This is a genomic window from Exiguobacterium sp. s75 (assembly GCF_018617145.1).
Taxonomy (GTDB): Bacteria; Bacillota; Bacilli; order Exiguobacteriales; family Exiguobacteriaceae; genus Exiguobacterium; species Exiguobacterium profundum.
The window spans coordinates 161,384-183,955 of record NZ_JACSJQ010000003.1; the positions used below are offsets into that span (position 1 = coordinate 161,384).

Sequence of the window (22,572 nt, forward strand, 5' to 3'; positions counted from 1 at the left end):
ACAAAATCAAAATCCTTCACAATAATTAATGCAAGCGTTTTCGTTAACTATTTGAGGAGGAATGAAGGATGTTGAAGAAACGACAAGGGATTGCTGTTCTAGCTGGAGTGACATCGATTGCACTGCTTTCAGGGCAACCGGTCGCACAGGCAGCGACCCCACAGAACGGTACGATGATGCAATATTTTGAATGGTACGTTCCAAACGATGGGCAACACTGGAACCGACTCTCGAATGATTCGCAGCATTTGAAAGACATCGGGATCTCCACGGTTTGGATTCCGCCGGCGTATAAAGGGACGTCTCAAAATGATGTTGGATACGGGGCCTATGATTTGTATGATTTAGGAGAGTTCAATCAAAAAGGGACGACTCGGACAAAGTATGGAACAAAAGCGCAGCTACAGTCGGCGATCTCGAACTTACGCGGGAAAGGGATTGGCGTATATGGGGATGTCGTCATGAACCATAAAGGCGGAGCGGATTATACCGAGTCCGTTCAAGCGGTCGAGGTCAATCCTTCTAACCGAAATCAAGAGACGTCTGGGGAATATGCCATTTCTGCCTGGACGGGATTCAACTTTGCGGGCCGCAACAATACATACTCCCCGTTCAAGTGGCGTTGGTATCACTTTGACGGGACTGATTGGGATCAGTCACGGAGTTTGAGCCGTATCTACAAATTCAAGAGCACGGGTAAAGCATGGGACAGTGAAGTGTCGGGTGAGAACGGGAACTATGACTACTTGATGTACGCCGATGTCGATTTTGAGCATCCGGAAGTACGTCAGGAGATGAAAAACTGGGGGAAATGGTACGCAGATTCACTCGGATTGGACGGCTTCCGACTTGATGCGGTGAAGCATATCAATCATTCATACTTAAAGGAATGGGTGACGAGTGTTCGTCAGGCAACCGGAAAAGAGATGTTCACTGTTGCGGAGTATTGGAAGAATGACTTAGGGGCCATCAATGATTACTTGGCCAAGACGGGCTACACTCATTCCGTATTCGATGTACCACTCCATTACAATTTCCAAGCGGCAGGGAATGGTGGCGGTTACTATGACATGCGGAACATTTTAAAAGGTACGGTCGTCGAGCAGCATCCTACACTCGCTGTCACCATTGTCGACAACCATGACTCACAACCAGGGCAGTCACTGGAATCAACGGTCGCGAATTGGTTCAAACCGCTTGCCTATGCGACCATCATGACACGCGGTCAAGGATATCCAGCACTCTTCTACGGAGATTATTATGGAACGAAAGGGACGACGAACCGTGAAATCCCGAATATGTCAGCGTCGCTTCAGCCGATTTTGAAAGCGCGTAAAGATTTCGCCTACGGCACACAACATGATTACATCAATCACCAAGACGTCATCGGGTGGACACGTGAAGGGGTGACGGACCGTGCGAAGTCTGGTCTTGCGACGATTTTGTCGGACGGATCAGGCGGGTCGAAATGGATGTATGTCGGAAAACAGAATGCAGGGGAAGTGTGGAAAGACATGACAGGAAATAACGGACGTCTCGTGACGATCAATGCGGACGGTTGGGGCGAGTTCTTCGTCAACGGTGGCTCGGTTTCCATCTATACGCAACAATGAATCAGTTAGACTTGTCTCTAAAGATAGGGGCGAGTCTTTTTTCTGAATTTTCACCACATAAGTTTTATACGTGATATAATGACCTAGTGTTAATTCTTGATAGGGAATACTTCCGATCCATGAATTCACATTGAACAACGTTGGTTGTTGGTTTTATCTATATTTTTGCGTTGTGACGCTGTTGAATTCAAGGAGGTTGTTATGAGTAAAGAAAAGATTGCCCAATTAAGAAAGCACGTCTCGCCGTTTGAAAAGTCCGATATTCGGATCAGTGTGCGGCAGATGATCAATACGATTCTACCGTTTCTCGTATCGTGGTTTTTAGCGTACCAACTACTGAGTGTCTCGATTTTCCTGACATTGCTGTTCACGCTGATTGCGGCAGGATTTGTCGTGCGAATGTTCATCATCTTCCATGACTGTACGCACGGTTCATTCTTTAAGAACAAGAAGGCGAATGCGATTGTCGGAACCATCACAGGGGTCTTGACGTTATTCCCATACGAGAAGTGGAAGCGGGAGCATGCGATTCATCATGCATCGAGTGGGAATTTGGATAAACGAGGTGTCGGCGACATCTGGGTCATGACGATTGAGGAGTACATAGAAGCGTCAAAATGGACTCGTCTAAAGTATCGCCTGTATCGTCATCCGCTCGTTATGTTCGGTCTCGGACCACTTTGGCTTATTCTCGTCACGAGTCGTTTCAACCGAAAGGACGCGCGGAAAAAAGAACGACAAAATACGTATCTCATCAATATCTCTCTCGTTGTCCTATATAGCGCGCTCATCTATCTGATTGGTTGGCAAGCGTTCTTGATCGTTCAAGGCACGACGATGTTCATCGCCGGTGTGCTAGGAATCTGGTTGTTCTATGTCCAGCATACGTTTGAAGATTCATACTTCGAGGATGAGCAGGAGTGGGATTATGTGAAGGCGGCCATTGAAGGAAGTTCGTATTATGAGTTGCCGAAAGTGCTTCAATGGGTGACGGGTAATATCGGATTCCATCATGTCCACCATCTGAGTCCACGCGTGCCGAACTACCATCTAGAAAAAGCACATACGTCGACACCGCCGTTACAACGGGCGACGACAATCGGACTATTTTCAAGTTTGAAATCGTTACGCTACAAATTGTATGATGCGAACAACAAAACATTCGTCACGTTCCGAGAAGTGCGCCATCTGTTGCGCCGAGCGAACGCGGCATAAAAAAAGATTGTCCCTGATCAAAAGGGACAATCTTTTTAGCGTTTCCAGACCCATTCATCACTCTCATACTTCTTGACGAGCAAATCGATTTCGGCTTGCTGTTCTTTCGTGAAGACAAGCGGTTCGAACGTCAACGAAAAAGCGTCCTTGAAGCCGGTCTCGAATGCGGCCGCTACTTCGTCAAAGGAAACGAAACGATTTAACGTGTCGTTCAAGGCGACGGCTTTTTCGCTGAAGCGGGTTTTTGCTTCTTGTTTCTCCGTCTCATCCATCGCGAAACAGTCAAACAACACCTCATCATCGACGGAGAGAGGAATCGAACCATGTTGAAGCACGGCCCCTTGGTGGCGCACTTGTGCGCTACCCGCAATCTTCCTCCCGTCGACAGCAAGCTCATAGTATGAAGCAGCATCGAAGCAGACAGCCGATTTTGGTTTGCGGAGCGCTTCGCGATCCTCTTCCGTCAATGGTACCGAAAATTCGGCGGGGACGCCGAGTTCGTGATATCCGCGACGAATCCCTTCCGTGAGTAGGCGATAGCTCTCGATGATATTCGTCGGGAGGGCAGGGGTCGATTCGGGCAAGATGACGCTATACGTCAACTCATCCGCATGCAACACGGCACGTCCCCCTGTTAAGCGACGAACGACCGGAATATTGTTCGCTTTGAGGGCGTCCCGGTCCAAGTCACGCGTCGCTCGCTGGAAACGTCCGACGCTGATTGCATGAGGTGCCCATGAATAAAAACGAAGCGTCGGTTTGAGCTCTCCCTTTGCGACCCAATTGGCGATGGCTTCATCAATCGCCATATTTTCAGCCGGTGAAGTCGATTCAGTTCTAAGTAAGTGCCACATCGTACCAGTCATAATCTCTCTTCTTTCTGTTAGTCGATTGGCAACATCGTATGGCGACGCGCCTTGTGTACTTGTTCATCCGCGTGGTATGACGAACGGACGAGTGGACCTGCCTCACAATGTGAGAATCCTTTTGATAGAGCAATCTCTTTCAACTCGGCGAACTCGTCCGGATGGTAGTAACGTTCCACCTCGAGGTGTTTCTTCGTCGGCTGCAAGTATTGACCGAGGGTTAAGATGTCGACGTTGTGCGCGCGGAGGTCATCCATCGCTTCAATCAATTCCTCTTTCGTCTCCCCAAGCCCAACCATGATCGATGACTTCGTCGGGATATCCGGGTTCAATTCTTTCGAACGCTTCAAGAACTCGAGCGTGCGGTCATATGTTGCTTTCGCACGGACTCTCGGTGTGAGGCGACGGACTGTCTCTAAGTTATGGTTCATGATGTCAGGACCCGCATCGATCAACGTCTGCAAGGCAGAGAAATCACCCATCATGTCTGACGGGAGCACCTCAATCGATGTCTCCGGGTTCATGGCGCGAACCGCGCGAACCGTCTCTGCGAAGACAGTAGCCCCGTAATCGTTCAAGTCGTCACGCGCGACAGCCGTGATGACGACGTGTTTCAAGTTCATAAGTCGAACCGATTCGGCGACACGTTTTGGCTCTTCCCAATCGAGCTCGTTCGGTTTTCCGGTCGTGACGGCACAAAAACGGCAAGCACGTGTACAGATGCTCCCGAGAATCATGAAGGTCGCAGTCCGACGTACCGCCCAACATTCATGGATGTTCGGACATTTTGCTTCCTCACATACCGTATGTAAATTTTTCTCGCGCATCATTTTCTTTAGGCCGGTATACGTGTCGTTCGTGTTTAATTTGATCTTTAACCATTCCGGCTTACGTTTCAGTTCCCCTCTTGCCACAATAATTTCCCCCTTTTTGAAAGTTAACCTGTATCGAATTGAGTTTACCAAAAAACGAATCAAAAACGAACCACGGAAATTATTGGTTTTGCCAATACAGTTCACTGTGTATCAAAACAGAAACATTGTTTCAAAATGGTTACGCTTTCACTTGAACAATTGTTTCTAAAAAGTGGAGTTGCTATACTGTTGTTGACCACCTGAATAAGGACCAAATCTAACTGATGCGATCAGGCATGGGGTGAACGAGCGTTGATGAGGCAACGCTTCTTCCTCCATGCCTTTTCGTTTGGGGGTCAGCCAAATTTGACTAAAGGGAGTGGGAACATGAACAAGGCGTGGTCTCGAGTTGTTACCATTCAAACGTGCCATCACAGAAGGAATCGACATGATCATGACGGCGCATATCGGGATGCCACAAATCGAGGACGAGGTCGTCGAATCAGAACGCGGCACGTTCCCACTCCCGGCGACGCTTTCGGATGATGTCATCACGGGAGTGCTTCGTGAGGAACTCGGACATGAAGGAATCGTGGTGACCGACGCACTCAACATGCAAGCCATCGCAGACAATTTTACGGAAGCAGAGGCGGTCATCAAGACGTTCGAAGCGGGGGTCGACATCGCGCTCATGCCGACGATTTTACGCTCGGAAGCAGATGTGATCAAACTCGAAGCAATCTTTGAGGAAGTCATTGCGGCAGTGAAGGGTGGACGTTTATCGGAGGCGACCATCGATGAATCAGTAGAACGTATTTTAACTAAATCAGGCGAGAATTCTCCCTCCTCTAAGCGTCTCGGGGCGAAGCCCGGCGTAGGTGGGAGATGAATCGCCCGGTCCAACAGTTTTCTCTCCCTATGACAGATGTTACGAACAAAAGTTCGTGATTCCGTCAGATTCTCCCTCCCCCTCCGTGGGTATCGGATGAGGAGGACATATCACGATCTGCTGGAGGGAGGAGGGACGGACATGCTGAAAGGCTACAAATATAGGCTCCACCCGACGCCTGCACAGGCCGAGTTCCTCATCAAGACGATCGGCTGCGCCCGGTTCATCTACAACAAGCTGCTCGAGGACCGCATCGCCATCCGCGATGAGGCGAAAGCGGGGATCGTGACGAGACGAAATCCGGCGACACCCGCATCCTACAAGCCCCTGTTCCCGTTCCTCGCCGAGGCGGACAGCCTCGCGCTCGCGAACGCGAAGTTGAACCTCGACACCGCGTTCGCGAAGTTCTTCGCCGGAACGGCCGGCTTCCCGACCTTCAAATCGAGACGACGGTCGCGCGCCTCCTACACGACGAACAACCAGCACGGAACGATCCGCATCGAGGCGGGCAAGGTCCGGCTGCCAAAGGTCGGGTTCGTGCGGTTCACCCAACATCGCCCGTTCGAGGGCGTCATCCGGTCGGCGACGGTCTCGATGACGAGGACGGGCAAGTTCTTTGTCTCCCTCCTCGTCGAACAGGACGATGCACCATGGATCCCAGCCAAGAACAAGGTCGGGATCGATCTCGGCCTAAAACATTTCGCCGTCATGACGAACGACGCGATGGTCTCGGAGAAGATCGACAACCCTCGCTTTCTCCGACAATCCGAGGCGAAAGTCAAGAAGGCGCAGCGCGCTTTGTCACGCAAGAAGATCGGAAGCAAGAATCGTGAAAAGGCCAGGCTGATCCTCGCCAAGAGACATGAGAAGATCGCGAACCAACGCAAGGACTTCCTTCACAAGCTGTCGAGACGGATCGTTGACGAGAACCAAGTCATCGTCGTGGAGACATTGAAATCGAAGAATATGATGCAAAACCACAAGGTGGCGAAGTCCATCGGGGACGTCAGCTGGTACGAATTCGTCCGACAGTTGGAATACAAATGTACCTTCTATGGACGGACGCTCATCAAGGCAGACCCCTGGTTCGCCTCGACGCAGATCTGTTCTTCTTGCGGCGAGAAAGGTCAGAAGAAGGCGATGGATGTCCGTGAATGGACGTGTGCCTGTGGTGCGCATCATGATCGAGACATCAACGCGAGCATCAACCTGTTGATGTTGGCGACCTAAAACGAATTCCTTCAGGGTGGGAACCACCCGACGAGCTTGGTAAATAATCGTGGCTAATAAAAGTACGATCTTCCCAAGAAGCTCCCACTTCAATTTGCGAAGTAAATAAGTGGCGAGTAGTTCACAACTGAAAGCAGAGCGTGGCATTTGGGGAGAAACGATGGACTCCACGACGCTCGAGACAAAGCTCACAGGAGCGAACGCAGTCGTAGGTAGTGCGGTGCATAAAGTGAAGGAACGTGAAATCGCGGAGGCGGCAGTCACTCTCGTGAAGAACGAGAAGAAGACGCTTCCATTCAAACCGAAAAAAGGAGACACGGTGCTCGTCTTGTCGCCAGCGAAAGACCAAACGGATAGCATGGTGAAAACAATCAAGTCACTAGAAAAGAATGCAGGGAATATGAAAGACGTGAACGTCATCACGGCCAACTACTCAGCATCAACGCCGCGTCTAAATCAAAATCCGGCACTACGGCAACAAGTTGAAGCGGCTGACTATATCATCGTCGGTTCGAACGTGAACAACAGCGCGAAATTAAAACCGACATCAGCTGATCATTATGTACCGGCCGAAGTGTTCCGTTATGCAAATGAGACAGGGAAACAATCGGTTTTACTCAGTTTGCGCAACCCATACGACATTGCCGTTCAACCGGATGCCCCGGCACATCTCTTAATCTATGGATTCAAAGGCGATCCGAACGGTCCAGATTCGGAGGCGGGCAACTTGAAGTCGGCAGGTCCGAACTTACCGGCAGGCATTCGTGCCATCTTCGGTGAAGTGAAGCCACAAGGGAAGTTGCCGGTAGATGTACCGAAATTTGTGGACGGTGTGTTCCAAGACGAAAATTACGCGCAGTTCGGTGATGGATTTAAAAACTGGAATCGCTAAAACGAAAATGAGCTCGCCCGAAAATTGGGAGAGCTCATTTTTTCATGCCTCGAAATAGGCGATGACGAGTAGACCGGGACCGGTGTGGGCACCGATGGCAGACCCGACCAGTGTCTTCGTGATGTGCTTCGGTTCGAGATGTTCGCGGACTATCTTCTCGAACTGTTCGGCTTTTTCTAGGTCGTCACCATGACCGATGAAGAGGTCTCCGTTCTCGACGATCGACTTCGATTCGACTGTCCATTCGACCATCCGGCGCATGACCTTTTTATGACCACGCACCTTTTCAATCGGGACGAGCTTGCCGTCCTCGACCGTCAATAACGGTAAAATCGTCAACAAGTCTCCGATGAAAGCACTCGCCTTCGAGACACGTCCGCCCCGCATCAAATATTCGAGCGATTCGACCGTGAACAAGTGGCGGACTTTGCCGACGAGTGAAGTAGCATACGTGACCGTTTCTTCGTACGTATGGTCTTGTCCGTACTCTGCGACCGTCTTGACGAACAATGCCTGTCCGACAGAGGCGGTCCGTGTATCGAGAACCGTGAATGTACTGTCTGGATATTCCTCTTTCAACATTTCGCCGACCATGACAGCGGTTTGGTATGTACCGGAGAGTCCTCCGGAGAAAGCGAGATATAAGAACGGGATTCCAGCCTCGAGATGCTGACGGAAACAGTGTTCGATTCGTGATGCCTCGATTTGGAACGTTTTTGGCGTCTTGCCATGCCGCATCGCTTCGTATACTTCTTTTGGTTGAATCGTCTCACCGTCTAAAAATTCTTCGTTGTCGATGATGACACCGAGCGGTAAAATCTCAAGACCATATTCGATGATTTGATCGTGTGTCAAATCGGCTCCGGTGTCTGTGATCAGTTTAAACATTGGATGAATCACTCCTCTGCTAGTTGTTGTTCAATGTCGCGTAACGGTTCATTCCGTTTCCACATGCGTTCGAGCTGACTTGCAAACATCGTTTGCTCGTCTGCCGTTAATGTCGCGTTTTGGAGCGAACTGACAGTGGAAAGAACGCGGTAGGCCCGAGTGAGGACGTCTTGTACGGTAAGTGGGATCCCAAGCAAGTCTTCAAGTGAAGCCATCGTTTCCGGTACAATGGTTGGGTACGTGAACTTTGTCTCATCCCCTTGGATGGCAAGGTCGTAAAAGTCACGGATGATTTCAGCACGTGCGCTTCCGCTCTGTCTTACGCTCAAGTAAATTTGAACGGCCACACCGCCACGGACGCGTCGTTGCGAAATCCCAGCGAACTTTTTGCCGTCGATCGACAAGTCGAAACTTCCTGGACAGTATGAACCGACGACTTCACCTGGGACGATGTCATTCGTGACGTCTTGGAACATGTGTTGGATGAGCGAGGTCATAGCCTCATAGCCGCTGTCGATTTGAATCCCGTCCTTCTCTGGTAAAATTAAAGAAAGGTTGAGGACGTCATCGTCTAGCACCACGGCTAAACCGCCTGAGTTTCGGACGACGGGACGGAATCCATGTTCATGTAAATAACGAATTCCCTCTTTCAAATGAGGCAGCCGAGCATCCTGGATTCCGAGTACAATCGTATCGGTGTGCACCCATGCCCGCAAGACGGCACCTCGTTCTTGCGTTGACGCACATAACGTATCATCGGTCGCAAACGATTGTTCCGCTTGAAACATCGTGCCAAGACTCGACTGATCGATGATGCGATAGCTCGGTTGTTGTAACAATGGATGGATCATATACATTAATTCCTTTTCACAAAAAATTTTCCTCCTCATTATAGCATGGAGGGAACGATTCGTTTGAAGTCGAATCTAGAACATAACGAAACGTAGGAGGGCATGTCATGTACTCGTCTCGAGGACAACTATCTGGATCGAAAGTATTTAAGGATCCGGTACATCGATATATTTATGTTTACGATCACCTCATTTGGGAGTTGATCAATACGAAAGAATTTCAGCGTTTGCGTCGTATCAAACAACTTGGAACGTCTTTTTTGACATTTCATGGCGCGGAGCACACGCGATTTCATCACTCGCTCGGCGTATATGAAATCGCACGCCAGTTAATCGATCAGTTCCAACAGTATCCGGAATGGGACGACCGCGACCGTGAACTACTGTTGGCAGCAGCGCTCTTGCACGATGTCGGACACGGTCCATTCTCGCACGCGTTCGAGCACGTCTTTTCCGTTCGTCATGAAGTGTGGACGGAGCGCATCATTTTAGGGGAAACCGAAGTAAATAGGGTTTTATCTGAGATGGGTGTCGGGTTTGCCGAAGAAGTGGCCTCCATCATCAATAAGACGCATCCGAATCGCTTGATCGTCAATATGCTCAGCTCACAGCTTGATGTCGACCGGATGGACTATTTGTTACGCGACGCTCACTTTGCGGGTGTCAGTTATGGAAAGTTTGATTTAGAACGCATGTTGCGCGTCTTGCGTCCGGATGAAGACCAAGTCGTGGTCAAGCAGTCTGGGATGCATACGATTGAAGACTATATTATGCGTCGCTATCAAATGTATTGGCAAGTGTACCTTCATCCGGCGACACGGTCGAGCGATCTCCTCTTGAAAGCGATTCTTGAGCGGGCACAGGAGCTCTATGAGAGTGGCTATGAGTTTAACATGACGCCGAAACACTTTTTGCCGATCTTTGAACGCACCGGTATGTCACTCGAACAATATTTGAAATTGGATGAGACGGTCGTCTACTTCTATTTCCAAGAATGGATGGAAGAAGACGACGCGATTCTAGCCGATTTGGCGAGTCGATTCGTGAATCGCCGATTATTAAAATATAAAAACTTCCCGGAAGCGAATCGTGTCCGTTATATGGAGCGCTTGCGACAGACGATGGAGACGATCGGGCTTCCACCAACATACTATCTGCTTGAAGATCAATTGAGTCAATTGCCATACGATTTATATAAAGGACAAGGCAAATACGAGGGGATTTATCTACAGATGAATGACGGGGAGCGAAAAGAGATTTCAGAGGTCTCGATGCTCGTCCAGTCGATTTTGAACTCGAGACAATCGGATGAAAAAATTTATTATCCGGAAGATGTGTTGTTGAATTTAAAAGATTATGCGAATGAAAAATCGTGGATTTTATCGACATTGAAGGACGATTAAACACGCAAAGGGGCGTGACACGATGGAGATTGCGACACTGATTGGTGGAATCGGGATTTTTTTACTCGGGATGACGTTACTGACAGATACGCTCAAAAAATGGGCTGGTACACGATTGCGTCATCGGTTGAATCAATTCACCGACGGCTCTTTATCAGGGGCGACTCTCGGCGCAATGCTGACGACCCTGTTTCAATCTTCTTCGGTGACGACACTGATGACGATTGGGTTTGTGAGCGCGGGGCTTCTCACGTTCACGCAATCGTTACCTCTCGTAATTGGCGCAAACGTAGGCAGCGCGACGACGGGATGGATCATTGCCATCCTCGGCTATAACTTAGACGTGCGCCAGTTGTTTTTGCCGATCATTGGAATCGGGATGGCGTTTCGTCTCTCTCGTCCACGCCTTCGCCGAGTGGGACTGTTGCTCGTCAGTATCGGGTTGATTTTTGTTGGGATTGGGACACTTCAAGAAGCGATGCGGGATGTCGTCACGTTCTCGTTTGGCTCGGCCGGTGAGATGACCGTTCTGCATCAGGCACTTCTGATTGGAATCGGATTTATGATGACCGCCGTCCTTCAGTCATCGACGATTGGACTCGTGCTAACGATGACGGCTCTCGCGACGGCGGCGATTTCACTCCCGCAAGCCGCTTATTTGGTGCTTGGTCAAAGTGCGGGGACGAGCCTCGTCGTGGCACTCGGTTCAATCGGAGGCTGGAAGTCAGCCCGACGCATTGTATTGGGGCATGCCATCTACCACGTGTCAATCGTCCTCATTGGATGGCTGACGTTCCCTGTTCTCTTCGAGGTCGTCAATCGAGTAGCCGATTGGTTCAACTGGAACGACTTATTACGTCTCGCCTTATTCCATACGACATTCCATCTACTAGGTGTGATCTTATTCCTACCATTTTATCAAACGTTCGCACGTCGATTACTGAAGTGGATTCCGAGTCGCTCCGAAAAATTGACACGTCTGCTCGATAAAAACATGTCACAACTCCCTACGGTCGCTCTTGAAGCGGCACGACGCTCTTTACTTGAAATCGAACGATATTTAGGAAATGAGACGGAATTGCTTGTCCGAGAGGGACGTCTTCGTGAAGATGAATTGACGCTCGTCGACAAGACGTTGAGCGATGTCCGTGTCTTTTTGAGCACGATACGTCTTGAAGATGAAGGAAAGCAAAATGATTATGGCCAACATCTATCCCTCTTGCATACGATCGATCATCTGGAACGCTGGTTATATGTCTTGCGAGAAGTCGAACCGGTCCACGCACTTCGGGACACCGACTTTTTAGCGGCACGAGAACTCGTATTGCATGAGCTTGACCTTGTGAATCAACTGAATCATCATACGCCACCAGAGGATTCGAAGCTGTGGAAACAGGCCTCAAAACAACTGGCGGAATATCGGAAAGCACATCGCTCGGAGCTGCTAGAAGAGACGGCGGCGAATCAGTTGGAGATGGACCAGACGATACAAAAAGTACAAGTATTGCTCTGGCTCGACCGTATCGGCTACCACATCTGGCGAGCGACACGTCACTTGATTAAGCCGACCGTACCGAGTGAACGGTTCGACGTGAACCGAGAAGACTAGAACAAAAAACGGACTCCATATCAGGAGTCCGTTCGTCACTTACTTCTTATCTGCGTGCATGACGCCGGCTTGTCCGTAATGTGTCGCATCCATCTCTTCGATGAAGACGGTGATGTTTTCTTTTGGCGCATTCGTCGTCTCGGAGACGGCATCCGTCACCTTTTCGATTAATGCACGTTTTTGTTCCACGGTACGGCCCGGGAGCATTTTTACCGTTACATAAGGCATGGGTCATTCCTCCTTTGCTGAAGTCTCTTTCATTGTAGAGAATCCCCTTCCTCTAGAAAAGAAAATTCTCATTTACCGAGAAACATGAGCTCACTTTTACCGGATTTGGGGTAATAAACAAGACAGAGCGAATGTAGGAGGAATCGGGATGAAGTGGAAAGGAAGACAACAGAGCCGAAACGTCGAGGATCGACGTGGCCGTAGCATCGGAGGGAAGGGGATTGCCGGGGTCGGGGGTGGTCTCGGATTGATTCTCGTCATCGTCTTTACATTATTGAATGGGGGAAGCCCGACGGATCTCGTCAACAACATCGGAATCGGGGAACCTCAATCGGAGGGGACGTATACGGGAACTGCTCGTGAAGAGGAGATGGCAGATTTCGTAGCGGTCGTCTTGAAGGATACAGAAGAAGTGTGGACAGACATCTTCGCTGAAAATGGGATGACGTATGAAGAGCCGACGCTCGTCCTATTTTCCGGACAGGTTGAATCCGCTTGTGGTATTGCTGGCTCGGCTGTTGGTCCGTTCTATTGTCCCGGCGACCAAAAATTATATATCGATTTGAGTTTTTATGATGAACTGAGTCAACGTTTCAATGCACCAGGGGATTTTGCGATGGCTTATGTCGTCGCCCATGAGGTCGGGCATCACGTCCAGACGCTTCTCGGGACGACAGAAGAAATCATGCCGCTTCGGAACGAGATGAGCGAGACCGAATTCAATCGCTATCTCGTCCGCTTTGAGTTGCAGGCAGACTACTATGCAGGCGTATGGGCCCATCACGCGCAAGGGTTAGGGTATCTTGAAGCGGGGGACGTGGAAGAAGCGATGAATGCCGCGCATCAGATTGGCGATGACACGCTGCAGCGTCAGGCACGTGGATATGTGACGCCAGACTCGTTCACACATGGGACATCGGAACAACGCATGCGTTGGTTCGAGAGAGGATTTGAGAACGGATCGATTCAAGGTGGTGACACGTTCAATACGAACAACTTATAGATCGGGCGTACGCTCGATCTTTTTAGGTGATTGGAATATGGGGAAGGAATCCGCTATCATAAAAGAACAACAGTTGCAGGAAGGGGATGACCAAATGGAATCCTTACTTACGAAAATTGATTTAGCGAAAGAGGATATGACAGCGGTCGAAAAGAAGATCGCCGACTATATTTTGTCCCATTCAACGCTCATTCCAAACATGACGACAAAAGAGCTTGCGCAAAAGACGGATGTATCCGAGGCGAGTATCGTTCGTTTCGCACGAGTCGTCGGGATTGATAGTTTTAAAGCGTTCAAGCTCGCGCTCGTGAAAGACTTGGCTGTCACGGAGACGACGCTGACGGACTTCAACGTCCTCCAGCAAAAGGACACGCCGTATGACTCGTTCCAAAAAGTCATCCATGTGAATAAAGGAGCCATCGAGGCGTGCGCCGAAGCGATGGACAAACGAGAACTTGAACATGCGGTGGACTTGTTCGCTCGTGCAAACCGCGTCATCTTTTACGGAGTCGGGGGGTCTTCGACGGCGGCAATTGATGCGCAATATAAGTTCACGAAACTGGGATACGCGGCCACGACCTCTCCCGATTTTCATTATATGTTGTCGCTGATTCCGCATTTAGGAAAGTCTGATGTATTCGTCGCAATCAGCACGTCCGGTCGAACGAAAGATGTGCTCGAGCTCGTCCGATTTGCGAAAAAGAAACGTGTTCCGGTCATCGCCATCACGAACCTCGACAAATCACCGCTTTACCGGGAAGCGGACGTTCGACTCTGTACGCCGAACGTCGAGAGTGACTTCCGAATCGCCAGTATCGCCTCACGGATGACACAATTGACGATTGTCGATACGTTATATATGGGACTCCTCCACCGGAAGGGAGAAGGCTTGATTGATCGGTACGCAGAAGCTCGAGATGAGATGGTGAAACTACGCCGATGATTCGACCTTATACGGCTGAAGATCGTCAAGAATTGCAACGCTTTCTGATGGATCAACGCACATTCGCAAGATTGAATGAACAGACAGTCGAGATGTTTCGTGACGAGAACGTGGCGGATTTTGAAGCGGATGGCACCGTCAGTCTCATTATTCGTGAAGATGGACGGGTTGTCGCCATCGCGGACCTGTTGAAACGACATCCCGTGGATGGCTCGCTTTGGCTTGGTTTGTTCGTTGTCGAAGAATCTCTCCATGGGACAGGTTTGGCGCAAACGTTGTATGAACAATTGGAAGACCAATATATGCGCCCGTATCAGACGGTATTTCGATTAGGTGTCCTTCCAAACAATCTCCGCGCTCGTCGGTTCTGGGAGCGAAACGGATACGTGTATGAGAAGGATTCGATCACGAATAAAGGAACACGCGTGCACGTCTTGAAAAAACGACTCATTCGTTCAGAGTGAGTTTTTCTTTAAAGTTTATTTGAAATTAAATTTCATAAAAATTAAATTATAAATTGACTTTAAATTTCAATATAGTACGATTAAATCATAGAGAAGAAAGGATGGTGGCGATGCTAGATAAACTGGCTACAGAAAGACGGAATGAACGAACGATGCACCTGGACGAGATGTCGATTGAGGAACGATTGGCGATTATGAATGCAGAGGATCAACAAGTTCCTCAAGTGATTCAAGAGCAACTTCCGGTCATCACAAAAGTCGTGGAGCGAGTCATCGCATCCTTTCGTAAAGGCGGTCGCCTGATTTATATCGGTGCGGGCACGAGTGGACGTTTAGGGATTTTAGACGCAGCGGAGTGTGTGCCAACTTTTGGAGTATCACCCAATCAAGTCATCGGACTGATTGCCGGCGGCGAACGCGCGCTCATTCAAGCCGTTGAGGGAGCAGAAGACAGTAAGGAATTGGCGGTCACAGATTTGAAAGCGCTTCATTTGAAGGCAGAGGATACGGTCGTTGGGATTGCAGCGAGCGGTCGAACGCCATATGTGGTCGGAGGTCTCGATTACGCACGAGAACTCGGTGCCACAACAGCTTCAATTTCATGTAATCGCGATGCGGTCATCAGTCGACATGCGGATTACCCGATTGAAGTGGAAACGGGACCGGAAGTACTGACCGGTTCGACGAGATTGAAGGCGGGAACAGCACAGAAACTTGTCCTCAACATGATTTCGACGACGTCGATGATTGGAGTAGGGAAAGTGTATCAAAACTTGATGGTTGATGTGCAACCGACGAATGAAAAGCTAGAAGTGCGTGCCAAGCGGATGATTGCAGAAGCGACAGGGGTCGACATGGAAATGGCCGCGCGTTATTTTGCTTCATCCAAGGGGCACGTCAAAACGGCGATTGTCATGATTTTAGCGGACGTCTCTTATGAGGAGGCTGTCAAACGATTAGAGCGCGCGAACGGATTCGTCCGCGAGGCGCTATAAGGGGGAAATCGAGATGAAGAAAGAAGAGGTTTTAGCACGGGATATCCTCGCACATGTCGGGGGGAAAGAGAACATCCGTCAACTCGCGCATTGTATGACACGTGTCCGATTGACGTTGAAAGATGGGACGAAGGCAGACATTGATGCGCTGAAAAAGATTGACGGGGTCATGGGTGTCATCGATGATGAGACGTTACAAATCGTCGTCGGTCCAGGTACCGTAAACCGGGTCGCGGATTATATGAGCCATGAGACGGGGCTTGCCATCGGGGAAGAATCGGTAGATGCGAACTTGACGTTAGAGGAACGTGCGGCGGTCGAACGCCAGAAGGTGAAAGAAAAGCAAAAATCACCGTTCAAACGATTCCTTCGCCGCCTCGGAAACATCTTCATTCCGCTCATTCCGGGACTTGTCGCATCGGGGATCATTAACGGGGCCGCGAACTTTGCTGTCAACGCCGGCGTCGACCGGACGGAGACGTGGATGCAGATTCTACTCGTGCTCGGTAGCACGGTCTTCGCGTATTTGGCCATCCTTGTCGGTTGGAACACGGCAAAAGAGTTTGGAGGAACGCCGGTACTCGGGGCGATTGCCGGGGGGATCCTGTTCAACCCGCTCCTCGCGGACATCGTCATTTATGGGGAGCCGCTCGTCGTCGGGCGTGGTGGATTATTCGGTGTTATTTTTGCCGGTTGGCTTATGACGTATATCGAGAAGCACATTCGTCGCTTCATGCCGGTATCCATTGATATTATTTTCACACCACTCTTTACTGTTCTCATCGTTGGATTTACAGCGCTCTATGCAATCATGCCGGTCGCTGGCATATTGTCAGACGGTATCATGCGAGGAATCAATGCGACGCTCGAATTCGGGGGACCCGTCGCAGGGGCACTCTTGGCAGGATTCTTCTTACCGCTCGTCATGGTCGGATTGCATCACGGGTTGACGCCGATCCATTTGGAACTGTTAAATACGGTCGGGACGACGGCCCTTCTCCCAATCTTGGCGATGGCCGGTGCGGGTCAAGTCGGTGCTGCGCTTGCCATTTTTGTGAAGACGCGCAACCCACGCCTTCGTAACATTATCAAAGGGGCCATCCCCGTAGGTTTCCTCGGAATCGGGGAGCCGCTCCTATACGGGGTCACGCTTCCGCTCGGACGTCCGTTCTTGACAGCGTGTCTCGGAGCTGCGGTCGGTGGGGCTTTCCAAGCGACAATGAAGACAGCGGCGCTCGGAATCGGTGTGTCCGGTCTATCGCTCACTCCGCTCATTGATAATGGCATGTATTTGACGTACATTGCCGGACTATTGATTTCATATACGGCAGGTTTCTTGTTCACTTATTTCTTCGGCTTCAAAGAAGAGATGGCGGACGGGATTTGACAAACAAAGATGGCTCGAGTCGAGTCATCTTTTTCTCTACTTTTGGAAAGGTGGATTCACATGAGAGGAATTTCGGTTTACTTAAGTGAGGAACTGACGTCTGTGTACATTGATTGGATCGAACGTATGCGAGAGAGCGGGTTTACAAGCATCTTCACGTCGCTCCATATTCCGGAAGACGATTCGACAACCTATACAGAACGACTTCAGCAATTAGGTGTGTTGGCAAGGCGTCTAAAGATGGAACTCGTGGCAGATATCGCCCCATCGTCTCTACAGACGCTCGGTAAGACCTGGGACGATGCGCATACGCTGTTGGAGTGGGGCGTCACCGGGTTACGTGTTGACTATGGTGTCACACCGAAACAAGTGGCAGATTTGTCACGACATATGATGGTCGCCCTCAATGCGAGTACGCTCACGGAAACGGAGCTTGAAGAGATGCATCGGTATGGATTACAACGAGAACGCGTAGAAGCGTGGCATAATTTTTATCCTCGTCCGGAAACAGGACTCGAGCGTTCTTGGTTTGATGAAAGAAACGCCTGGTTACATGCGCAAGGAATACGGGTACAAGCATTCATCCCTGGAGATGAACGGTTACGTGGCCCCCTTCATGAGACATTACCGACACTCGAGATGCACCGCCACCAATCTCCGTTTTCGTGTTATATCGATTTACAAGCGACGGTCGATCGAATCTTGATTGGAGATCCGTGTATATCCAATCAGACGATGCGACAGTTTCGGGAGTACGACGAGGGCGTCATCGTTCTTCGAGCGACCACACGAAATCATGATGATTTGGTTCCAACAAGTCACACGAATCGGATGGACCCAGCCCGGGACGTCATCCGTTCGGTCGAATCGAGAGCGTATGGACGACCTGGGGACCATTTGATTCAACCGCGAGATACAGAAGAACGAGTGCTCGGCAGTATCACGATCGACAATGAACGTTACGGTCGTTATGCAGGGGAACTGCAAATAACGAAGCGGGATTTGCCGGCAGATGAGCGCGTCAATGTCATCGGAAGGATCATTGAAGAAGATCGTTCATTAATCCAACAGATTGGTCCAGGAGGACGCTTTCAAATCGACTGGGTGTGACTCAGGATTGCCACCATCCTATGTCATTGTGTACAGTAGAGAGGGAGGGTGGAACATGAAAGACATTAATTTTAATATTATTTCAGACGATGCGACGGACGGACACGGTGGTTTTGGCGTCGGTTCGCTTAGTTTAAATAACATGTCTCCGGTCATCATCGATGTCGAAGAAGGCGTTGCAACAATCGATATGGGAGCGATGCACGCCAAGTCTGCCATCGAGAAACGGATTAAGTTTTTGACGGACCCGGAAGCGGTACCGAACGGGAAACCGTATTGGATCGTGTGGGTGACGGTCGGTCGAAAACCGGAAGGCTTTTATTATGGTGGTGTCGCGGCATGTGACATGTTAGTTGACGTGGAAGCGAGACGGGGTTATAAATTATTACCGTATCACGTCAATCAAATGGACAAATCGTTAAAGGGTCGGATTTTAATCGACATGATGGACGCTCCGTCCCGCGACGTTTTAGCGAACTTCTTACAAGAACATCGCCCTGAGATTTGGGCAAACTCGACTGAACTTCATGCAGAGCTCGAGCGCTTAGGCGTCGAGTAAAAAGATTGGACGAATTTTCGTCTCCAATCTTTTTTGTTTCGCATTTTTGGGAGTAACAGGAAATTATGTAACTGAAGAGATATTCAGTTGTAATTGTATGAAAATTCAGTATTATGATATACTGACTACATTGTGAAAAAAAGAAAGGGTGATACGATGAGCGAAACGAAAAAAATCTTAATCGGTCTCGCGCTAGGTGTTGTTGTTGGTCTCGGATTGGCGGGCTTGCCGGATAATGTTTATGAGATTGTGAATCCGTATATTTTATCTCCGGTCGGAACGATCTTTTTGAATTTAATTAAAATGTTAGTCGTACCGATTGTCTTCTTCTCGATTATTTTAGGCGTCATGGGTCTCGGGGACCCGAAAGAACTAGGTCGAGTCGGGTCGAAGTCGATTCTGTTCTTCTTAGCGACGACAGCGCTCGCGATCATGTTAGCGATGGGTGTTGCATCCGTCTTACAGCCAGGGGAGCGTGGGGACTTCCCAACGACAGGTCTTGAATTTGAATCAACAGCGACCGAGGAATCGTCTAATATCGTACAGACATTCGTCAATATGATTCCAACGAATCCGATTACGGCGCTCGCTGAAGGAAACATGCTTCAAATCATCGTCTTTGCGGCATTGATTGGGTTTGCGTTGATTGCCCTCGGGGACAAGGCGAAGACGTGGCGTCAATTCGTCAAACAAGGCGATCGCATCATGATGTACTTGATTCATCTTGTGATGAAGCTCGCTCCATACGGCGCATTCGCATTAATTGCTTCTGCAATCGGAGGCATCGGTCTTGATGCCGTCGTCGCGATGGCGTGGTATATGATTGCCGTCGTCTTGACGTTATTCTTGCATGCCACGATTGTCTACGGGGCAGCAGTATATTTCATCGGGAAGATGAGCCCGGTCTTCTTCTTCAAGAACTTCTATGAGGCGATGACCTTTGCGTTCTCGACATCTTCGTCGAATGCGACGCTTCCGGTATCGATGGAAGTCGCGCAGACGAAACTCGGTGTGCCGCGTTCGATTTCATCGTTCGTGCAACCACTCGGGGCAACGGTCAACATGGACGGAACGGCGATCATGCAAGGGGTTGCGACGATTTTCATCGCGCAAGTGTTCGCTTCTGACTTAACAATGACTCAGTTGTTGACGGTCGTCATCACGGCGGTCCTCGCTTCGATCGGTACAGCGGGTGTACCGGGAGTCGGACTTGTCATGCTTGCGCTTGTGCTTCAGTCAGTCAACTTACCGGTAGAGGGAATCGCCCTCATTATCGGGGTCGACCGTATTCTCGATATGCTTCGCACATCTGTCAACATCACGGGGGATGCGGCATGTGCGGTTGTCGTTTCGAAATTGGAAGAAAAACATTTACCACCAGTCGACGAAGACTCGTGGGATGAAGCAGGCGCGACCTCTTCATCATCGCTATGATATAGTGAAGGACCATGACAACATGTCATGGTCCTTATTTTGTGAAGAGAAAGAGTGATGATTATGGAATGGGAACTGCTCCCGCTCCCTTTATTTTTGATGATCAGTATTTTACTGAATAGTGTGATTGCGGTCGCCGGTGTCCTCCCTAGTGCTTTTTTGACAGCCATCAATGTGAGTGTCCTCGGTCTCGTACCGGGCATCCTCGTATCGATTGTCGGGGAGGCAGTTGGCGCCGTCGTGAGTTTCATCCTTTATCGGAAAGCCCTACACCGTTATGTTTCCCCAAATGGTAGCCGATTTCAACGGCTTCGGGAGTCCGAAGGAGCCGAGGCTTGGTTTCTCGTCCTCGGGATGCGTCTTATGCCATTCGTTCCTTCTGGTCTCGTCACGTTATCGGCGGCGTTCAGTCGCATGACGCTCGCCTCGTTCGCAGTAGCAAGTACGATTGGAAAGATTCCTGCCTTGATTATGGAAGGACTGGCGGTGACGGCAGCGATGCAGTTAACGATTGGATGGCAATTGTTTTTAGTTGGTGTCGTCGCCATGACGTATCTTGTTTGGCGAATGCGTCAAAGGAGTGGCGAGAAAATGTGACAAAACGCTTCGACGAAACGTTTGCCGGTCGTCTTTTTCCGCAACATGGTCCAATCGATTAAAATGGATTCTTCAAAGTCCTTCAGGAATGCCTCGTGCAGTTCTTGAATGGATGTAGTATCGAATTGGGCAATCATCATCTCGTGGTTGAGAAACATACTACGAAAGTCGAAGTTGGCTGACCCGACGAGGGCAACGTTACCATCAATCAGTAGTGTTTTCGCATGGATGAAATGGCGGTTGTATTTATAAATTTTGATATTGCGCTTCAACAGTTGTTCAAAATAATACTCGGTCGCATGAAAGCTGAACCATTCGTCTCCTTTGCCCGGTACGACGATTCGGACATCGATGCCGCTACGACCTGCGACTTCAAGAATGGCCAATAGTTCAGGCGGGGGGACAAGGTATGGGGTGGTGAGCCAAATCGATTTTTTGGCATCCATCAACAGACGCATGAGTCCATCGCGAATCGTGACGTCTTTACCAGGCGATGTGACGAGTAGTTGTGTCGCTCCGTTTTGCCCTTTTGGTTCATTGACAAAGTACTGAGAGAGGTTCTTTTCATCTGCGAACAGATCCCACGTCTCATCACTCGTCCCTTGTCCTGCGTATAGCCAGTTCTCGACAAAGAGCTGTTGCAATTCTCGGACGAGCGGACCTTCAAGACGGAGATGGGTGTCACGCCAAAAACCGAGTTTATCATTCTTCCCAAGATATTCATCCCCGACATTCAACCCGCCTGTTAGCGCGATTCGCCCATCCACGACAATCAGTTTTTGATGGTTGCGGAAGTTGGCGTTAAACACCAGGTACGGATGCAAAACGGGGTCGAACGCCTGAACGTGGACACGGGACTCCCGTAACGGTTGGATAAACTCTTCCCCGATTTCTTGGCTACCGAGTCCGTCATACAGAAAGCGGACAATGACATTTTCATTCGATTTTTGAATGAGGGCGTCTCTAACTTTTAACGAAATGTCATCCGTCCGAAAGAGGTAGTATTGGATGTGGATATGATCGGTTGCACTGTTGATGGCGTCTAATAATGCATCAAATTTCTGTTCACCGTTGACGAGCAGTTTAGTCGAAGTATGACCATCGGCACCGGATGCGCCTAATTTTTCGAGTGTCCGTGTCAACGGGTAAGACGACACAATATCAGGTGAAGTTTCAATTTTCTCGCTTTCGATTGCTTGCCGTAGCATCCGAATCTCTGATGAAGTTCGTTTGAAGCGTCGATGACGGCGTGGCGTTCGGCCAAACATGATCCATGCCAAGACACCGATGAATGGAATGAAGAAGACGGTCAGTAACCAGGCGAGCTTCCCTTGAGGTTGTACTTGGTCAAATAGAATTTGCCATCCGACGACGAGCGGTGCGATGATGGCGATTCCAATTAATATAGAAATAAGGATGTCGAGCCAGAACAAGAGACCGATAAGCAAGATGACACTGATCACCATGATGATCAGTTGAATTACGCGACGTTTCAAAGGAAACACGACCTTTCTATAGTTCGATGAACAATGAAAACGAGGG

Annotated in this window: 22 protein-coding genes; 16 read left to right on the forward strand and 6 right to left on the reverse strand. The window is 49.6% G+C overall.

The features are described 5' to 3' along the window. The first annotated feature begins 71 nt into the window (after positions 1-71). Together amyS and desA are read left to right on the forward strand one after the other, a co-directional pair. Positions 72-1,613: an alpha-amylase gene (amyS, locus tag KNO68_RS11995; protein WP_370148226.1), complete on the forward strand. Its 1,542-nt coding sequence runs from the start codon at positions 72-74 to the stop codon at positions 1,611-1,613. A gap of 201 nt (positions 1,614-1,814) precedes the next feature. Then, positions 1,815-2,828: a Delta(5) desaturase DesA gene (gene desA / locus KNO68_RS12000; protein ID WP_214735327.1), complete on the forward strand. Its 1,014-nt coding sequence runs from the start codon at positions 1,815-1,817 to the stop codon at positions 2,826-2,828. Positions 2,829-2,863: 35 nt separating this feature from the next. On the opposite strand, the gene KNO68_RS12005 is transcribed toward desA, so the two are convergent. Both KNO68_RS12005 and lipA read right to left on the reverse strand, forming a co-directional pair. Further along, entirely contained in the window at positions 2,864-3,694 is an 831-nt protein-coding gene (locus KNO68_RS12005) for a lipoate--protein ligase family protein (protein WP_214735326.1), read from the reverse strand. Between the two features lie 17 nt (positions 3,695-3,711). Next, entirely contained in the window at positions 3,712-4,647 is a 936-nt protein-coding gene (gene lipA, locus KNO68_RS12010) for a lipoyl synthase (protein WP_324292278.1), read from the reverse strand. A 310-nt stretch (positions 4,648-4,957) separates the two neighbouring features. Between lipA and KNO68_RS12015 the strand changes: the two genes are divergently transcribed. The 3 genes from KNO68_RS12015 to KNO68_RS12025 all read left to right on the forward strand — a co-directional run bounded on the left by KNO68_RS12015 (position 4,958) and on the right by KNO68_RS12025 (position 7,559). After that, the gene (locus KNO68_RS12015; RefSeq protein ID WP_251024979.1) at positions 4,958-5,437 is read left to right on the forward strand and encodes a glycoside hydrolase family 3 N-terminal domain-containing protein; all 480 of its coding nucleotides are present in this window, start codon (positions 4,958-4,960) and stop codon (positions 5,435-5,437) included. Between the two features lie 141 nt (positions 5,438-5,578). Then, complete coding sequence (gene tnpB, locus KNO68_RS12020) at positions 5,579-6,667, forward strand: IS200/IS605 family element RNA-guided endonuclease TnpB (RefSeq protein ID WP_215112546.1); 1,089 nt, start codon at positions 5,579-5,581, stop codon at positions 6,665-6,667. Positions 6,668-6,776: 109 nt separating this feature from the next. After that, on the forward strand, positions 6,777-7,559 hold the full coding sequence (locus KNO68_RS12025; protein ID WP_353047979.1) for a glycoside hydrolase family 3 C-terminal domain-containing protein: 783 nt from the start codon (positions 6,777-6,779) through the stop codon (positions 7,557-7,559). A gap of 42 nt (positions 7,560-7,601) precedes the next feature. Here the strand turns inward: KNO68_RS12025 and KNO68_RS12030 are convergent, their stop codons facing one another. Together KNO68_RS12030 and KNO68_RS12035 are read right to left on the reverse strand one after the other, a co-directional pair. Further along, on the reverse strand, positions 7,602-8,447 hold the full coding sequence (locus tag KNO68_RS12030; RefSeq protein ID WP_214730213.1) for a DegV family protein: 846 nt from the start codon (positions 8,445-8,447) through the stop codon (positions 7,602-7,604). An 8-nt stretch (positions 8,448-8,455) separates the two neighbouring features. Next, positions 8,456-9,304 carry a lipoate--protein ligase family protein gene (locus KNO68_RS12035; RefSeq protein WP_371815846.1) on the reverse strand — a complete coding sequence of 283 codons (849 nt, stop codon included), beginning with the start codon at positions 9,302-9,304 and terminating at the stop codon, positions 8,456-8,458. Between the two features lie 101 nt (positions 9,305-9,405). Here KNO68_RS12035 and KNO68_RS12040 point away from each other — a divergent pair, with 101 nt between their 5' ends. Then, positions 9,406-10,701, forward strand: a complete 1,296-nt coding sequence (locus tag KNO68_RS12040) for an HD domain-containing protein (protein ID WP_159563019.1) — start codon at positions 9,406-9,408, stop codon at positions 10,699-10,701. A 22-nt stretch (positions 10,702-10,723) separates the two neighbouring features. Then, positions 10,724-12,310, forward strand: coding sequence for a Na/Pi cotransporter family protein (locus KNO68_RS12045; RefSeq protein ID WP_215112547.1), 1,587 nt, complete (start codon positions 10,724-10,726; stop codon positions 12,308-12,310). Between the two features lie 39 nt (positions 12,311-12,349). Here the strand turns inward: KNO68_RS12045 and KNO68_RS12050 are convergent, their stop codons facing one another. Continuing rightward, positions 12,350-12,538: a 2-hydroxymuconate tautomerase gene (locus KNO68_RS12050; RefSeq protein WP_012727443.1), complete on the reverse strand. Its 189-nt coding sequence runs from the start codon at positions 12,536-12,538 to the stop codon at positions 12,350-12,352. 148 nt (positions 12,539-12,686) lie between these two features. Between KNO68_RS12050 and ypfJ the strand changes: the two genes are divergently transcribed. The 9 genes from ypfJ (at position 12,687) to KNO68_RS12095 (ending at position 21,030) form a co-directional block, all read left to right on the forward strand. After that, the gene (gene ypfJ, locus KNO68_RS12055) at positions 12,687-13,541 is read left to right on the forward strand and encodes a KPN_02809 family neutral zinc metallopeptidase (RefSeq protein WP_012727442.1); all 855 of its coding nucleotides are present in this window, start codon (positions 12,687-12,689) and stop codon (positions 13,539-13,541) included. Positions 13,542-13,635: 94 nt separating this feature from the next. After that, complete coding sequence (locus KNO68_RS12060) at positions 13,636-14,484, forward strand: MurR/RpiR family transcriptional regulator (protein WP_078147953.1); 849 nt, start codon at positions 13,636-13,638, stop codon at positions 14,482-14,484. After that, positions 14,481-14,948, forward strand: a complete 468-nt coding sequence (locus tag KNO68_RS12065) for a GNAT family N-acetyltransferase (protein WP_214685381.1) — start codon at positions 14,481-14,483, stop codon at positions 14,946-14,948. The genes KNO68_RS12060 and KNO68_RS12065 overlap by 4 nt, the downstream gene beginning before the upstream one ends. 101 nt (positions 14,949-15,049) lie before the next feature. After that, on the forward strand, positions 15,050-15,943 hold the full coding sequence (gene murQ / locus KNO68_RS12070) for an N-acetylmuramic acid 6-phosphate etherase (RefSeq protein WP_214813942.1): 894 nt from the start codon (positions 15,050-15,052) through the stop codon (positions 15,941-15,943). A gap of 13 nt (positions 15,944-15,956) precedes the next feature. Beyond that, the gene (locus KNO68_RS12075) at positions 15,957-17,330 is read left to right on the forward strand and encodes a PTS transporter subunit EIIC (protein WP_214685392.1); all 1,374 of its coding nucleotides are present in this window, start codon (positions 15,957-15,959) and stop codon (positions 17,328-17,330) included. A 60-nt stretch (positions 17,331-17,390) separates the two neighbouring features. Continuing rightward, positions 17,391-18,440, forward strand: a complete 1,050-nt coding sequence (locus KNO68_RS12080; protein ID WP_214685393.1) for a DUF871 domain-containing protein — start codon at positions 17,391-17,393, stop codon at positions 18,438-18,440. 55 nt (positions 18,441-18,495) lie between these two features. Next, positions 18,496-18,999 carry a YwhD family protein gene (locus KNO68_RS12085; protein ID WP_078147711.1) on the forward strand — a complete coding sequence of 168 codons (504 nt, stop codon included), beginning with the start codon at positions 18,496-18,498 and terminating at the stop codon, positions 18,997-18,999. Between the two features lie 156 nt (positions 19,000-19,155). Further along, a complete protein-coding gene (locus KNO68_RS12090) occupies positions 19,156-20,433 on the forward strand; it encodes a dicarboxylate/amino acid:cation symporter (RefSeq protein ID WP_214813939.1) in 1,278 nt (425 codons plus the stop codon). Between the two features lie 57 nt (positions 20,434-20,490). After that, complete coding sequence (locus tag KNO68_RS12095) at positions 20,491-21,030, forward strand: TVP38/TMEM64 family protein (RefSeq protein WP_078147709.1); 540 nt, start codon at positions 20,491-20,493, stop codon at positions 21,028-21,030. Here the strand turns inward: KNO68_RS12095 and cls are convergent. Continuing rightward, positions 21,006-22,535 (reverse strand): cardiolipin synthase, encoded by a 1,530-nt coding sequence (gene cls / locus KNO68_RS12100; protein ID WP_353047980.1) that lies wholly within the window; start codon positions 22,533-22,535, stop codon positions 21,006-21,008. The genes KNO68_RS12095 and cls overlap by 25 nt on opposite strands. Between the last annotated feature and the right edge of the window lie 37 nt (positions 22,536-22,572).

Excerpts from the sequence above, each read along its gene's own strand:
- KNO68_RS12065 (WP_214685381.1), top strand. The coding sequence starts at position 14,481 with ATGATTCGACCTTATACGGCTGAAGATCGTCAAGAATTGCAACGCTTT.
- tnpB (WP_215112546.1), top strand. The coding sequence starts at position 5,579 with ATGCTGAAAGGCTACAAATATAGGCTCCACCCGACGCCTGCACAGGCC.
- KNO68_RS12095 (WP_078147709.1), top strand. The coding sequence starts at position 20,491 with ATGATTATGGAATGGGAACTGCTCCCGCTCCCTTTATTTTTGATGATC.
- KNO68_RS12005 (WP_214735326.1), bottom strand. The coding sequence starts at position 3,694 with ATGACTGGTACGATGTGGCACTTACTTAGAACTGAATCGACTTCACCG.
- KNO68_RS12040 (WP_159563019.1), top strand. The coding sequence starts at position 9,406 with ATGTACTCGTCTCGAGGACAACTATCTGGATCGAAAGTATTTAAGGAT.
- murQ (WP_214813942.1), top strand. The coding sequence starts at position 15,050 with ATGGTGGCGATGCTAGATAAACTGGCTACAGAAAGACGGAATGAACGA.
- KNO68_RS12050 (WP_012727443.1), bottom strand. The coding sequence starts at position 12,538 with ATGCCTTATGTAACGGTAAAAATGCTCCCGGGCCGTACCGTGGAACAA.
- desA (WP_214735327.1), top strand. The coding sequence starts at position 1,815 with ATGAGTAAAGAAAAGATTGCCCAATTAAGAAAGCACGTCTCGCCGTTT.
- KNO68_RS12075 (WP_214685392.1), top strand. The coding sequence starts at position 15,957 with ATGAAGAAAGAAGAGGTTTTAGCACGGGATATCCTCGCACATGTCGGG.
- KNO68_RS12080 (WP_214685393.1), top strand. The coding sequence starts at position 17,391 with ATGAGAGGAATTTCGGTTTACTTAAGTGAGGAACTGACGTCTGTGTAC.
- KNO68_RS12030 (WP_214730213.1), bottom strand. The coding sequence starts at position 8,447 with ATGTTTAAACTGATCACAGACACCGGAGCCGATTTGACACACGATCAA.
- KNO68_RS12060 (WP_078147953.1), top strand. The coding sequence starts at position 13,636 with ATGGAATCCTTACTTACGAAAATTGATTTAGCGAAAGAGGATATGACA.
- KNO68_RS12045 (WP_215112547.1), top strand. The coding sequence starts at position 10,724 with ATGGAGATTGCGACACTGATTGGTGGAATCGGGATTTTTTTACTCGGG.
- ypfJ (WP_012727442.1), top strand. The coding sequence starts at position 12,687 with ATGAAGTGGAAAGGAAGACAACAGAGCCGAAACGTCGAGGATCGACGT.
- KNO68_RS12035 (WP_371815846.1), bottom strand. The coding sequence starts at position 9,304 with ATGTATATGATCCATCCATTGTTACAACAACCGAGCTATCGCATCATC.
- KNO68_RS12090 (WP_214813939.1), top strand. The coding sequence starts at position 19,156 with ATGAGCGAAACGAAAAAAATCTTAATCGGTCTCGCGCTAGGTGTTGTT.
- KNO68_RS12085 (WP_078147711.1), top strand. The coding sequence starts at position 18,496 with ATGAAAGACATTAATTTTAATATTATTTCAGACGATGCGACGGACGGA.